The organism is Thalassobacillus cyri, from assembly GCF_900107755.1.
Taxonomy (GTDB): domain Bacteria; phylum Bacillota; class Bacilli; order Bacillales; family Halobacillaceae; genus Thalassobacillus; species Thalassobacillus cyri.
On record NZ_FNQR01000003.1, the window covers coordinates 236,437 to 251,180 of the forward strand.

Here is a 14,744-nt window from a genome sequence, read left to right on the forward strand (position 1 = left end):
ACAGGTGTGTGTAATGAATTGAAATATATGGTACATAAACTTCGGAACAACTATTTGCTTTACTTGATTACCCTTATTAGCATTATCCTATTACTGATTGGTTCTCTAATTTGGACCAGTGTATCTTTAATATGGGGACAGCGCCTCACCCTATTTTTTATTGGCATCCTCTTGTATCTCCTGGTCTTTCTTGGGGTCGATCCCATCCTTAAAGGAATTATATTTACTTTGATACCTATTGGATCAGGAGAAATTTTTTCTGTATTACTTGAACTTATCCCCCGGGATTTTTATCAGCAGTGGCTTGAGGTTGATACTACCAGAGGAGGTAGCCCTGTCAGTCTTTTCGCCTTACTGGTCCTTGCTCTTATCATTAAGCTTTCCAAAGAAAAGCCGTATATTAAACAGTTAGAAGAAAATAAAAAGAAGCAAAACATATGGGAGTCAAAAGATGGATAATTTCATACCTATATTAAAATGGCTAAGCCAAGGTTCCATACTATTAGGAGGATCATTGTCGATTTATTGGTTCCAGTTCACTGAAGAAGGAAAAAGGTTTTGGAATAAAAAAATCAATAACATGAAGAGTGAAGAAGAGTACAAAGCCTGGACAACTAGAAAAGACAAGTTGACCAAGGTGATAAAGCATGGATCAATTCTACTGAAATCATGGCTTCTTCTATACAGTATTTTCCTCGCCTCCATAGCTGCTTTAGTTTTTATCTCGTTAACCAATTAAGAAATGCACCTATCGTTGATAGGTGCATTTCTTGTAGTTATTTAGATGAATTCAGTTTATAAACGCGAGCCTCATAAGGTTTGAATGTTGCAGACGTTAAACCTTCTCCTGGATCAATGTCATAGTTGCTGATCAAAAGCTCTGCCTCTTTGTCCTGTTGATCTGCCGGCAGTTCCAAAACAGCCTCTTCTTCAAAAAGATTCGTGAAAACAAGGACCTTTTCATCGTCCAAAGTACGAGAATAGGCATAAATACTATCGTAACCTTCCAATACAAGGTCATAGCTGCCATATATAAGAACGTCACTGCCTTTTCTCAAATCAATCAGCTGCTTATAGTAATGATATACGGAGTCTGGATCATTCATCGCTTTTTGTACATTGATTTCTGTATAGTTTGGGTTCAACTTCAGCCATGGTGTTCCGGTTGTAAAACCCGCATTCTCGGTATCATTCCATTGCATCGGCGTCCGGGAGTTGTCTCGGCCATTTTTCCAGATGACCTCCATGATCTCTTCGTGAGAATTCCCCTCTTCCAAATCGTTGTAATACATATTCTTAATGGCGACGTCATCGTAGTCATCAATAGAATCAAACTTTGCATTGGTCATGCCGATTTCCTGCCCCTGATAAATGAATGGCGTCCCTTGCATTAAAAAATACAGCGTCGCCAGACTTTTTGCCGACTTATTTAAATACTCCTTGTCGTTTCCCCAGGTAGAAACTGACCTCGGCTGGTCATGGTTTTCCAGGAATAAAGCGTTCCAACCTCTGCCTTCGAGCCCCTTTTGCCACTTGGTCAATGTTTCTTTTAGAGCGTGGATATCGAGTTTGCCATTGGTGCTTTTGCCCCAGAGGTCCAAATGCTCAAATTGAAAAATCATATTGAACTTGCCATTTTCCTCGCCGACCCATTCCTCAGCCTGCTCGACTTTGACACCGTTTGCTTCTCCAACGGTCATGATGTCGTAATTGTCGAACGTCTTTTCTTTCAGTTCCTCCAGGAAAACCTGAATGCCTTCACGGTTCATATGCCCTTCGAAGGAAGGAACATACTTCTTGTTTTCCGGATTAGGCAAATCAGGGAAGCCAGGGATTTTTTTAATATGGGAAATCGCATCGATACGGAATCCGTCGATCCCTTTGTCGAGCCACCAATTGACCATTTCATAAAGATTTTCACGTACTTCCGGGTTCTCCCAATTCAAATCGGGCTGCTTCCGGGAAAACACATGCATGTAATACTCTTTTGTCTTCGGCTCAAACTCCCATGCTGACCCGCCAAAAATCGATTCCCAATTGTTCGGCTCCCTGCCGTCTTTCCCGGGATGCCAGATATAATAATCACGGTATGGGTTATCTTTGGAAGAGCGGGATTCGATAAACCACGGATGTTCATCGGATGTATGGTTGATGACGAGATCCATGATCAGTCGCATGCCGCGCTTATGCACTTCCTTCAACAGCTGTTCAAAATCAGCCATCGTTCCGAATTCCTCCATGATGCCTTTATAATCACTGATATCATAACCATTATCGTCATTCGGAGAGCTGTAAATAGGGCAAATCCAAATCACATCTATGCCGAGATTCTTCAGATAATCCAGTTTGGAAATGACACCCTGAATGTCGCCGATTCCATCCCCGTTAGAGTCCATGAAACTGCGAGGATAAATTTGATATGCTACTGCTTCTTTCCACCATTTCCTGCTCATAATAGCCTGCTCCTAACCTGTTGTCGTTTTAATATATAGATTATGTGCAATCGATTGCACAAATAGACAAAAAAATAACAAGGCCGAAAAGCGACCTTTACTGATTCTCTGTATTTATCGTATAATTGCTGCTATCTATTGTCAAGTAGTAATTGAAATCGATTACAATCCAATTCTTATGCTATATCTGCATTGCTTGTTTATATCCAGTTTTTTGGTATGATAATAAAAGATTGAAGTTAAGGTTTTATTTCGATAAAAAGGTCGAATATAGAGGAGAATCTGCGATGCAAAAGGAGTTCCAATATACAGGAGAAAAGATAGTGGACAATCGCTATGAGCTGACAGAGACCTTCAATGAAGAAGTCATGAAAGTTTATCCGGATAATTTCGCGGATACAGGTATGCCAGAAGCTGAATATTACAAGATTAGGGCAGATTTATTTAAATCTTTTGGTGAAGTTCTATATAAAAATGAAAATGAAGTGCAGCAACAGGTGCGTGATTGGGCTGAAGTAGCCGCTAAGCGAACCATCGAATATGATGTATCACTGACGCAGGCACTCCGGGTCATTTCTTTTTTTCAACCTACCATCTGGGATTTTTTTCAGGAAGAATTAGACCAGCAGCATATCAGCCCAAGAACAGTGATAGAGATCTCTAAAAAAATTGACAGGCTCGTCGATATCGTAACCCGTGTATACGGCAGAGTGCATGAGGAGCACCAACAATTGATCGCTGATACTGCTCATAGCGCACTGGAAGAACTGTCGGTTCCTATAGTTCCTATTGCTGAAGGCCTTGCCGTGATTCCACTTGTCGGAGCTATCGATACCCATCGGGCAGCTTTAATCAATGAAGTAGCCCTGACAGAGGCCAATCGCCTTGGTCTCGAGGAAGTGATTTTTGATATCTCTGGCGTTCCAGTGTTAGACACTATGGTGAGCAATGAACTATTCACCATCATCAATTCATTGAATCTATTGGGCATCGAAACGCGGATAAGCGGTATACGTCCCCAAATAGCTCAAACCATCACCTCGTTAGGAATCAACTTCAAAGGGATCAAAACATTCGCAAGCCTTCACCAGGCACTGGAAGACTGTGGGATAAAAAGAATAGAAGTAAATACTCACTTAAAATAACTGTAGAAGTCCTGATTTAAGGACTTCTTTTTTTCGCTCTTAAAGACATCCCCCCAGCCATTTTTGAATTTTTTTATGTAAAGTGTAATAATATCCAAGGGCAACAAGACTTAAAAAGGAGAGATTATTTTGGAAATCACAAACACCCCTGCCCTGCTCTGGTTTGTAGGAGCATATGGGGTAATTATGATCCTGATGGGGATTTACTTTTCACGTAAAATCTCCAACAGCGAAGACTTCATCTTAGCTGGAAAAGGACTAGGAACCGTTGTTTTAACCGGAACCTTGCTCGCTACCTGGACAGGAAGCGGAAGTATCTCAGGCGGCGAAACATCCATGGCATTCAGTTATGGAATTATTCCAGCACTGCTTATGATGATTCCAACGCTTGTGGGTATTGCTATTTTATATTTAATTGCTCCAAAAATACGAGCGTTCGGTAAGTATACTGTTTCTGGAATTTTAGAAGAAAAGTACGGACAAACTGCACGAATGATTGCCAGCATTATCATTATTCTGGCATTTGTAGGAATTGTATCTTATCAGATGACCGGACTAGGCTTTATATTGAACTTAACCACAGGAATATCTGTTGAGACAGGAACCATTATCGGGGCAGTAATGATTATATTTCTTGCTACAATTGGAGGGTTACGTTCGGTTGCCCCGACCGACGCATTAAGTGCCTTTCTCGCTATTGCGGCTTTATTCATTACACTTCCAACCATCATCGTAATTGCAGGAGGCTGGGATACAATAACTTCCAATGTTCCTGCCGAGCACTTGACTGCTACGAGTACCCTCAGTAATGCGCAGCTACTAGGGTTCTTATTACCTTCCCTCTTCTTATTATTAGGCGATCAAAATATGTATCAAAGGCTGGCCTCTTCAAGTGGGGATAAATCATCGAAGAAAGCACAAATCGGCTGGTTAATCGGTATGATTCTCATTTCTCCATCTATTTCCTTCATAGCCTTTGCATCACGTTCGATGTTTCCTGACATCGACCCTGGTATGGCATTGATGGCAACTACCGTTGTTATGCCTACAGCAGTCGGAGGAATTCTGCTTGCAGCTGCTACCGCCTTCATCGTAACTACCGGCAACTCTTATTTATTATCTGCCGCTACTAACGTGACGTATGACATTGTCGGCAAGTATATTAAAAAAGACGCTTCGGATCGTGAGTTATTAAAGATGACTAAACTCTTTATCGTTATTCTCGGTGTCTTTGCCTATATTTTAATTAGTTTTTTCCCTACGGTCCTCGAGGTACAAATGTATGCTTACACAGTATACGGAGCTGGATTTACCCCAGCATTATTGGCAGTATTCTTTTGGAAACGGGTTAATGTTGCTGGTGGTGTATCGTCGATGGTTGCTGGAGTACTGACCACTCTTATTTGGGAAATACCACTAGCCAAACCGTTTGAATTAAATAGTGTCATCGTAGCACTGCCGGTTGCAGTCGTCGTATTGATTGTGGTAACGCTAATCACTCCGAATTCAAAAAAAACAACTAAATTATAATAAAGGAAAAACCAGACCTAATAGAGAAGGTCTGGTTTTATTACTGTTTATAGAGATTCGGTACGAGGGGGACTTGTCGTTCCTTTCGTCTGTTTCCTCTTTTTACTTCGTTTAGATACAACTTCTTTATTAGCAGCTCGGAAGAAGGAGTATCCCATCATTAATATCACAACGGAAAAAGGTAGTGCCGCTATGATAAGTACATTTTGAAGTCCTTGGGTACCTCCAAAATAAACGATAATGGCTGCCATTGCCGATAAGCATAATCCCCAAAGAATTTTCACGGAACCAGAAGGATTCAATGAACCTGAAGTACTTAACATTCCCAGTACAAATGTAGCAGAGTCCGCCGAAGTAATAAAAAATATCGCGATGACGATGATAGTCAGGAGGGACATGAATTCCCCAATAGGATAATGCTGGAGCGTAGCAAATGTCGCTGTCTCCATCGGATAATCAGAAATGACATCGATTCCCTGCTGCTGTATATCGAGAGCAGATACCCCGAATACAGCAAAGAAAATGAAGCATACAATTGCCGGGACAAATAATACACCCAACATGAATTCTTTTATTGTCCGGCCTTTAGAAATTCTGGCAATGAAGATTCCTACAAATGGTGACCAGGAGATCCACCATGCCCAGTAGAAGATCGTCCAGCCATCAATCCAGGAGCGATTCCCCTCATTCAAAGGAGCTATCCGAAAGCTCATTTCAAAGAAATTAGTTATATATCCCCCTAGAGAATTGGTGAACATATTCAGAATATATATGGTCGGTCCCACGATTAATAAAAGGACCATGAGAGCAAAGCCCAGTATCATATTTATGTTACTTAAGTATTTAATACCCTTACTGAGGCCTGACCAGGCTGAAAAAATAAATAGAGCCGTAGATATTACAAGAATGATTAGTTGAGAAGAGAAATTACTTGGAGTATCGAATAGAAAAGCTAGTCCCTCATTAATTTGAGCAGACCCAAACCCGAGCGTCGCTGCTACACCTACCACAGTTGCTACTACAGCTAAAATGTCGATCAATTTACCTGCAATCCCCTGCATCTGTTTCTCCCCGAACAATGGAACCAGTGTAGCACTGATTAACCCGGGGTAACCTTTATGGAATTTAAAATATGCCAATACAAGCGCTACAATGGCATATACTGCCCATGCATGAATGCCCCAATGAAAAAATGAATATTGAAGCGCCTGTTTAATGGCCTCAGGAGACCCTTCAGGCGCGACCGGACTTTTATTGAACGCATGGGAAATCGGTTCCGCGGTCGTCCAGAATACAAGCCCCATCCCCATTCCGGCACTGAACAGCATAGCAAACCAGGTCGGGAGATTGAAGTCCGGCTGGTCATCCTCTTTCCCAAGCTTAATATGGTTGAACCGGGAAAAAATCAAATAAACGCAAAAAACCAGCATTACTACAATGATAAGTAAATAATACCATCCAAATCGTGTGGATATAGCCCCGGTTATATCGGAAGTAACAGTCTTCAAGTGCTCGGGTGCGACTACTCCCCACAACACAAATAATCCACATACAGCAAGACCATACCAAAAAACTGATGTTGCATTTTTCATATAATCACCTCTCTGTGTATTAATAGACAAATTGTTCATAAGTGGGCGACAGCAACAGTTTCATATATTACATAGATTTCTGTTTAATTGCAAATTTATCAAAAAATTAAAAAACTGTCACTGAACGTTACTGAGCTTCACTGAGCTTCACTGAAATATCTAACTGCCACTCATCACGCTTTAGTAGGTTTGGAGACTTTTCAGGCTGCTGATACGATGTAACACATGTGCAAACCAAGAAAAGGGAGGAATACACTTTGCCTAAATACCAAATACCCATCGTTGATACAGATATTCATGAACGTGTGCAATATAAGGATATCCTCGAATACCTGGATGAACCTTATAAACACTACATTACTAATTGTCATTGGATTCAAGAAAAACACATGCCCTACACCCAGCCTTCGGTAGCTGGAGTGGATCGTGCAGACGCTAAAATTCCGGATGGACGGCCTGCAGGCTCCGACCTGAAATTTATGCAAAAACAACTCCTGGATGATATCGGTCATGAAGTCGGGATTTTAACCAGTGCATTAGACCCGTCCCCTTCCTCCATGCACGGCTGGCATGAAATGGCTGTTGCTTTGGCGTCTGCCTATAATGATTGGCAGATTGAGAACTGGCTGGAGAAAGATGAGCGATTATATGGGTCCGTTCATATCGCAGCACAAGATCGCGATGCTGCTATTAAAGAGATTGATAGAATCGGTCCCCATCCGAAGATGGTACAGGTCCTGCTGCCAATCGATGACATTATGTGGGGCGACCCCTTCTACCACCCGATTTTTGAAGCTGCTGAAAAACACAATTTAATGATTGGCATGCACCATAATGAACCACCAGTCTACTATGGGAAGTGGCCAAGATATTTCATCGAATGGCACACGCTGATCCCTACGGCCCATATGAAACAAATCACCAGCATGATGTTCAATGGGGTTTTCGATAAGTTCCCGAATCTTGGGCTGATGATGATTGAAGGTGGCTTCACCTTCATCCCTCATTTAATGTGGAAAATGGACCAGCAATACAGGGACTTACGCCATGAAGTACCATGGCTGAAGAGGAAACCAAGCCAGATTATGAAAGAGCAAGTCCGATTCACTACCCAACCTGCGGAAGAATTGACTAAGAAAGAATTCATGTCACTGCTTGAACAAATGGGGACAGACGAAATGCTATGCTTCTCTACAGACTATCCACACTGGGATTATGACTCTCCTTATCGTGCCTTACCGAACCTGGATACTGAATTGAAGCAGAAAATATTCGCAGAAAATGCTAGAGCATTTTATCCGAAACTGCCAAACAAGAAGGAGGGCTAACGATGAAAGAGCAAGTAGTTTGTAAAACTTCGGATATACAACCTGGTGAAATGAAAGAAACCAGTTTTGGAAGACAGGAAGTATTGGTATGCAGGACACCTGACGGGAATTTTTACGCCTTTATGAACCAATGTATCCACCAGGGAGCCCCGCTTGATAAAGGAATGATTTGCGGAGCTACTACCGATAAAAGTAAACCTGGCTCGTATGATTACTGCCATGAAGGAGAAGTGATCCGCTGCCCATGGCATGGAAGAGAATTTTCTATCAAAAATGAAGGAAGAATGCTAGCTAATCCCAGCAAGAAAATCCCGAGCTTTAAAGTACGGGTAGAAAATGAAAATGTCATTGTTTATAAATAACGGAGCAAGAAGGTGATGAAAATGAACCATAACGATCAAGTAGTCGATACCATCATTATTGGTGGAGGTCCGACAGGGTTATTTGCCGCCTTCTATGGCGGCATGAGGCAGATGTCTGTGAAATTGATAGACAGTCTGCCACAGCTTGGCGGTCAGTTGTCCGCTCTGTACCCGGAAAAATACATTTATGACGTCGCCGGCTTTCCTAAAGTACGTGCCAAGGATCTCGTCAGCCAACTGGAAGAACAGGCACAGCAATTCGACCCTGAAATTTGCCTGGAAGAAAGTGTGCTGGACGTAGAAAAATTAGATGAAAAACTTTTCAAAGTGACGACAACAAAAGCGATCCACTATGCAAAAACCGTTATTATTACAAGTGGAGCAGGAGCCTTCCAGCCGCGTAGGCTTAAGCACGAAACTGCCGGGAAATACGAAGGGAAAAACCTCTTCTACTCAATAACCGATCTGCATGCCTTCCAAGGACAAAGGGTCTGTGTTGCCGGCGGCGGGGACTCTGCTGTCGATTGGTCACTGATGCTTGAGGGAATTGCAGATAAGGTGACACTTGTCCATCGACGCGATAAGTTCAGAGCCCATGAACACAGTGTCAACCAACTTAAAGCATCTACCGTCCAGATCAAGACACCGATGATCATAGAAAATTTGATCGGAACCGAAGAATGTATCGAAACTATAACCCTAAAGGAGAATAAAGGCGACCTAACGGAGAATCTGGCCATCGATTCTTTGATCGTCAATCATGGCTTTATTTCCAGTCTTGGAGCGATAAAGGAATGGGGGTTAGAGCTTGATAAGAATTCCATTATCGTTAACCAGAAGATGGAGACAAACATCTCCGGAATTTACGCAGCTGGTGATATCACCACACATGCAGGGAAAGTAAAGCTCATTGCATCCGGATTTGGTGAAGCTCCTACTGCTATCAGCCAGGCCAAGCATTTCATCGATCCTGATACAAGAATCCAGCCCCCTCATAGCACCAGCGTGTTAAGCGGAGCATGAGCTTTTCCATCTATAAAAACAATGAAGCAGGGGAAAGCCATCAGCTAAATGTCATATCAATATTTTTAGTGTTTATGAAAATCAGCCCGCTCACCTTCGGCGGGGGAGTAGCGATATTGGCTTATATAGAAAGTGAAGTCGTTCATAAAAGAAAATGGATGAAGCATGATGATATCCCTAATATTGTTACAGTGGCTCAATCATCACCAGGTTCCGTCGCAATCAATACGGCCATTTACATTGGTTATACACTGCAAGGACTGACGGGGGCCATCTCGGCAGTTCTAGGAATAATATTCCCGGCGGCCTTCATTATTAGCATACTGACCTATATGTATATGACTTATCAGGAACTGCCATTGGTACAAGGTGCTTTTCAGGGTATCCGGCCTGCTATTGTAGGACTCATTATGTTCACCGCTTATAAGATTGGAAAAAGAGCCATTTATGATCGTTTTACTCTGGTCATTTTTTTATTATCAGCTGGATTGCTTATCATTCTTGCCGTCTCCCCTTTTCTCATGATAATCGGCGGGGGACTGGCTGGCGTTATTTATCAAAGCATCTGGAATAGAAGGTGATGATACATGCTGATGTTGAACCTGTTCATTGAATTTTTCAAAATAGGGTTATTTGGTTTTGGCGGAGGCTACGCGATGATTCCACTGATGGAACAAGCAATCCTGAAACATCAATGGATATCACAAGAACGGTTCGCAGATATTATCGCGATTGCAGGATCATCACCGGGGCCTATTGCGACCAACTCAGCTTTGTTCATCGGTTATCAGACAGCTGGAATAATAGGAGCATCCATAGCTGTTATCAGTAATTTGCTACCTTCTTTTCTAATGGTAATGATATTGATCAAACTGTTGACGCTCCGTTCCCAGCCAAAGCTCCTTTCTCAAAGCTTGAATGGAATCCATCCGGTGATTGTGGCTCTCATATTATTTGCAGGAATCCGTTTGGGACTGCAAACCGGCCTGTTCACTTATCCAAGGGAATATTCGCCTTATTTCATTTTGATTCTCTCGATTGGACTCTTGGTAAAAAACGTATCGCCGGTTTGGGTTATTATGCTCTCTGGAACATTAGGTGTGCTGATTAATAGTTTTTAAAAGTAGGAGGTTTCTATATGAACGAAAAACAGATGTACATTAATGGCCATTGGCTATCTGCCGAAAGTGGTCAAACAAGAACGATCATCAATCCATTCAACCAGGAAGTAATCGCTGAAGTAGCAGAGGGAAACGAAAAGGATACGCAATCCGCCATCGAAGCTGCCAGAAAAGCCTTCGACAAGGGAGAATGGCGCCATACTCCCGCTGTAGAAAGGGGAAAAATGGTATTGAAAATTGCAGAGCTGATAGAACGCGACAAACAAGAATTGGCAGAGCTTGAAACCCTCGATACCGGCAAAACGTTTACAGAAAGCATGGCTGACATAGAAGATATCGCTGAAGTCTTTCGTTACTATGGCGGTCTCGCGGATAAAGACGGCGGGGAAGTCATCGAGTCACCTATTCCGGATTCAAGAAGTAAAGTCGTCCGTGAACCTGTCGGTGTTTGTGGCCAGATCACACCATGGAATTATCCTTTATTACAGGCAGCCTGGAAGATAGCTCCAGCATTAGCGGCAGGCAATACACTGATCATCAAACCTAGTGAGATTACTCCCTTAACAACCATAAAGGTGACAAAATTAATGGAAGAAGCCGGTGTTCCAGCTGGAGTCGTCAATCTGGTTTTGGGCAACGGAGCTAAGACAGGACAAGTGTTGGCTGAAAGTCATTTGGTTGATCTCATCTCCTTTACCGGTGGAATTGAAACAGGTCGCAAAGTCATGACAGCCGCCTCCGCCAACTTTAAGAAAATCGCCCTGGAGCTTGGAGGTAAAAACCCTAATATAGTTTTTGATGATGCTGATTTCGAAACGGCAGTCGACCAGGCTATGAATGCAATATTTTTCCACGCGGGACAAGTATGTTCTGCCGGTGCCCGATTATTAGTACAAAAAAATATTCACGATGACTTTGTCACTGCCCTGGTTGAACGTACGAAACAAATCAAGTTAGGCAGTGGGTTTGAAGATACAACCCAATCCGGACCGTTAATTTCTGCGGAACATCGCGAAAAAGTAGAAAACTATGTCAGGATCGGTATCAATGAAGGAGCGGAGCTGGCAATCGGCGGGAAACGCCCTGAAGGTGAAGGTCTACAGCAAGGTTTCTTTTTTGAACCAACCATCTTTACCAACTGTAATACTTCCATGCGCATTGTGCAGGAAGAAACGTTCGGTCCCATCTTGACAATTGAACGCTTTGAAACAGAAAAGCAGGCAATCCAATTGGCCAACGACTCCAAGTATGGACTGGCCGGGGCTATATGGACAAAGGAAATTCGAAAAGCAGAAAGAGTATCAAGTGAACTGCGAATGGGAACCGTCTGGATCAATGACTTCCACCCTTATTTCGCCCAGGCCCCATGGGGAGGGTATAAATCATCCGGAATCGGCAGAGAACTCGGAAAGCTGGGACTAGAAGAATATACCGAAGTGAAACATGTTTTTGAAAATACCAATCCAAAGCCTCTTCATTGGTTCTAATTGGTTTTATCAGAAAAAAGAATGGACGCATCCTCAGCTTGTAGAGAAACCTCTTGGTTTTTCTGCAAGCTTATTTTATATAGCTTTACTATTGATCTCGTATACTTTCAAAAACTTCCGAATAGAATGATATTTATCTTGCATCTCCATTGCCCGAAGCGGGTTACGTCGCTATAATGAATATATTATTCTTTTTTCGAAGGAGGAACTTGGTTTGCCTATTAATATCCCGAAAGACTTGCCAGCAGGAGAAATTCTTTCAGAAGAAAATATTTTTACGATGGACGAAGAACGGGCGAAAACCCAGGATATCCGTCCTTTGAATATACTAATCCTGAATCTGATGCCAGAAAAAGAGCGGACAGAAACCCAACTGCTAAGATTGCTCAGTAACTCTCCACTTCAGGTAAATGTCGAGTTTTTACATACTGCTACGTATGAATCAAAAAATGTGAGCAAGTCTCACCTTCAGCAGTTTTATAAAAGCTTCAAAGATATCAAACACCAGCGTTTTGACGGCATGATTGTGACCGGTGCGCCGATTGAGCAACTGCCATTCGAAGAGGTGGTGTACTGGGAAGAACTTACGGAGATTATGGAATGGACGAAAGACCACGTCACTTCCGTCATGCATATTTGCTGGGGTGCCCAAGCGGCGCTTTATCACCATTACGACATTGGTAAATATGATTTGCCAAAGAAATTGACAGGCGTCTTCAAGCACCGCTTGCTGCAGGACAATATTAAGCTTGCCCGAGGGAGTGATGATGAATTTGTGGTTCCTCATTCCCGTTATACCAGTGTTTCCGAGGAAGAAATCCTGGCACACGATGACCTGATCCTTTTATCTTCTTCCGAGGAAGCCGGTCCGTGTACCATTCTTTCTAAGGATCAGAAACACGTGATGATCACCGGCCACATCGAGTATGACGCCGAAACACTGGCAGACGAATACCACAGGGATACAAATAGAGGACTCGAGCCTCATGTACCAGTTGATTATTTCCCCGACAATGACCCGGAGCAGAAGCCATTGAACCGTTGGCGTTCCCATGCTTATTTGATGTTCTATAACTGGCTGAATTACTATGTATATCAGGAGACGCCATTCACCTGGAAATAAAAGATAAAATTTTCAAAAAATAGGTGGACGGCGCAGCAGAAATATATTATTATAAATATACAGATTTGAGTTTCCTAAAAACCGAATAAAACTCCAAAGGGGAGTAGCTGACAGTTATGTCGCCAATACGTGATCCATGATCACCGGCTTAACTGGCAACATTACGTTGTTTGCGAGACCTTTGCCAAAATGGTAAAGGTATATCAATGAACTTCACAAAACCTTTACCACATTGCTGGTAAAGGTTTTTTTATGCCTATAAGGAGGAGAACAGCATCTAATCATTTATGTCTATCATCTCAGAAACACGGGTAACGAAAGTAAAACGCCACTTATATCAACCTTAACTCAAGGAGGTAACTTGCAAATGATTACGAAAGTGTTAAGTAAGCTGAAGGTCGGTTCACCTAAAGTGGATTTGGTCTTAAATACAAAAGAGCTCACCCCCGGCAGCAATATCTCCGGTTCCTTTCACTTATATGGCGGCTGGGTAAGACAAAGGGTAAACCGACTGGAATGCGATTTAGTGAAAGAACAGGCTGGCAAAAAACCAGAATTCATCGAGCCAGTAACCACGGTTTTAATGTCAAAAACAATCGAAGCAAACGATAAAACGGAAATTCCGTTCCACTATCAGTTACCGGAAGAACTGCCTCCTACTACAGAAGGCATAACCTACCGCTTACAGACAAAGATTGTCTTTAAAGACGATGTCAAAAGCTTTGATCATGATGAAATCGTCGTTACGAATTAAAAAATAACTATTTTGAAGGAGAAAATGAATTGGACATTTCTTTATTGATGGAATATGGATGGGTATTACTGATTCTCATTGGTCTAGAAGGGATATTGGCAGCAGATAACGCGCTCGTTATCGCTACAATGGTCAAACACCTTCCGGAAGAAAAAAGAAAGAAAGCATTATTTTACGGATTAGCAGGGGCATTTGTATTCCGCTTCGGATCTTTGTTCATCATTTCTTACCTCGTGCACATTTGGCAGGTTCAGGCGATCGGGGCCCTCTACTTGTTTGGCATCGCTGTCTATCACCTGTTGAAAAAGCATGTCCTAAAACCGAAGCAGAAAGCAGTAAAGGAAACAAAAAAGGGCTCAGGATTCTGGGCAACCGTTATCAAAGTAGAATTAGCAGACATCGCATTTGCTGTAGATTCTATTCTTGCCGCAGTCGCCTTAGCCGTTACATTGCCAATGACCAGCTTGCCTGAAATCGGAGGGATGGATGGCGGTCACTTCGCTGTTATCCTTGTCGGAGGCATCATCGGCCTTGTGATCATGCGATTTGCAGCCAGCTACTTTGTCGGTTTGCTCGACCGCAGACCAGGCCTCGAAACTGCTGCCTATCTGATTGTCGCCTGGGTCGGTGTCAAGCTCGCCGTCTATACCCTGGCGCACCCGGAGCTCGCCATCCTGGCTGAAGGCTTTGCGAAAAGTGCCGGCTGGAAAATAGTCTTCTGGTCTGTTCTTCTTTCTATAGGTGTTGGTGGCTGGTTTTTATCAAAAGAGAAGCCACAGCAAGTTGTAGATAGAAAGCCTGTTGTACAAAATTAATAATAAAAAAA

At 42.6% G+C, this 14,744-nt stretch carries 15 protein-coding genes; 13 read left to right on the forward strand and 2 right to left on the reverse strand.

Annotation, left to right across the window (positions count from 1 at the left end):
- Positions 1–54: 54 nt before the first annotated feature.
- A complete protein-coding gene (locus BLV00_RS05330) occupies positions 55–459 on the forward strand; it encodes a hypothetical protein (protein WP_143030681.1) in 405 nt (134 codons plus the stop codon).
- Complete coding sequence (locus tag BLV00_RS05335; RefSeq protein ID WP_093043172.1) at positions 452–739, forward strand: hypothetical protein; 288 nt, start codon at positions 452–454, stop codon at positions 737–739. Before BLV00_RS05330 ends, BLV00_RS05335 begins: the two co-directional genes overlap by 8 nt.
- Positions 740–776: 37 nt before the next feature.
- On the opposite strand, the gene BLV00_RS05340 is transcribed toward BLV00_RS05335, so the two are convergent.
- Entirely contained in the window at positions 777–2,453 is a 1,677-nt protein-coding gene (locus BLV00_RS05340) for a glycoside hydrolase family 13 protein (RefSeq protein WP_093043174.1), read from the reverse strand.
- 287 nt (positions 2,454–2,740) lie between these two features.
- Here BLV00_RS05340 and BLV00_RS05345 point away from each other — a divergent pair, with 287 nt between their 5' ends.
- Positions 2,741–3,598, forward strand: a complete 858-nt coding sequence (locus BLV00_RS05345) for an STAS domain-containing protein (RefSeq protein WP_093043176.1) — start codon at positions 2,741–2,743, stop codon at positions 3,596–3,598.
- A gap of 129 nt (positions 3,599–3,727) precedes the next feature.
- Positions 3,728–5,128, forward strand: a complete 1,401-nt coding sequence (locus BLV00_RS05350) for a sodium:solute symporter family protein (protein ID WP_093043178.1) — start codon at positions 3,728–3,730, stop codon at positions 5,126–5,128.
- A gap of 47 nt (positions 5,129–5,175) precedes the next feature.
- Here the strand turns inward: BLV00_RS05350 and BLV00_RS05355 are convergent, their stop codons facing one another.
- On the reverse strand, positions 5,176–6,720 hold the full coding sequence (locus tag BLV00_RS05355; RefSeq protein WP_093043180.1) for a BCCT family transporter: 1,545 nt from the start codon (positions 6,718–6,720) through the stop codon (positions 5,176–5,178).
- Between the two features lie 257 nt (positions 6,721–6,977).
- Between BLV00_RS05355 and BLV00_RS05360 the strand changes: the two genes are divergently transcribed.
- From BLV00_RS05360 to BLV00_RS05400, 9 genes are all read left to right on the forward strand, one after another.
- Positions 6,978–8,048: an amidohydrolase family protein gene (locus tag BLV00_RS05360; RefSeq protein ID WP_093043182.1), complete on the forward strand. Its 1,071-nt coding sequence runs from the start codon at positions 6,978–6,980 to the stop codon at positions 8,046–8,048.
- Positions 8,049–8,050: 2 nt separating this feature from the next.
- A complete protein-coding gene (locus BLV00_RS05365) occupies positions 8,051–8,410 on the forward strand; it encodes a Rieske (2Fe-2S) protein (RefSeq protein ID WP_093043184.1) in 360 nt (119 codons plus the stop codon).
- 21 nt (positions 8,411–8,431) lie between these two features.
- Complete coding sequence (locus tag BLV00_RS05370) at positions 8,432–9,433, forward strand: NAD(P)/FAD-dependent oxidoreductase (RefSeq protein ID WP_093043186.1); 1,002 nt, start codon at positions 8,432–8,434, stop codon at positions 9,431–9,433.
- On the forward strand, positions 9,430–10,014 hold the full coding sequence (locus BLV00_RS05375; protein WP_093043188.1) for a chromate transporter: 585 nt from the start codon (positions 9,430–9,432) through the stop codon (positions 10,012–10,014). The genes BLV00_RS05370 and BLV00_RS05375 overlap by 4 nt, the downstream gene beginning before the upstream one ends.
- A 6-nt stretch (positions 10,015–10,020) precedes the next feature.
- A complete protein-coding gene (locus BLV00_RS05380) occupies positions 10,021–10,554 on the forward strand; it encodes a chromate transporter (protein WP_093043190.1) in 534 nt (177 codons plus the stop codon).
- Between the two features lie 17 nt (positions 10,555–10,571).
- Positions 10,572–12,041 carry a betaine-aldehyde dehydrogenase gene (gene betB / locus BLV00_RS05385; protein WP_093043192.1) on the forward strand — a complete coding sequence of 490 codons (1,470 nt, stop codon included), beginning with the start codon at positions 10,572–10,574 and terminating at the stop codon, positions 12,039–12,041.
- Positions 12,042–12,255: 214 nt separating this feature from the next.
- The gene (gene metA / locus BLV00_RS05390; protein WP_093043194.1) at positions 12,256–13,164 is read left to right on the forward strand and encodes a homoserine O-acetyltransferase MetA; all 909 of its coding nucleotides are present in this window, start codon (positions 12,256–12,258) and stop codon (positions 13,162–13,164) included.
- 367 nt (positions 13,165–13,531) lie between these two features.
- Positions 13,532–13,918 (forward strand): sporulation protein, encoded by a 387-nt coding sequence (locus BLV00_RS05395; RefSeq protein WP_093043196.1) that lies wholly within the window; start codon positions 13,532–13,534, stop codon positions 13,916–13,918.
- A gap of 29 nt (positions 13,919–13,947) precedes the next feature.
- Positions 13,948–14,733 (forward strand): TerC family protein, encoded by a 786-nt coding sequence (locus tag BLV00_RS05400; protein WP_093043198.1) that lies wholly within the window; start codon positions 13,948–13,950, stop codon positions 14,731–14,733.
- The last annotated feature ends 11 nt before the right edge of the window (positions 14,734–14,744 follow it).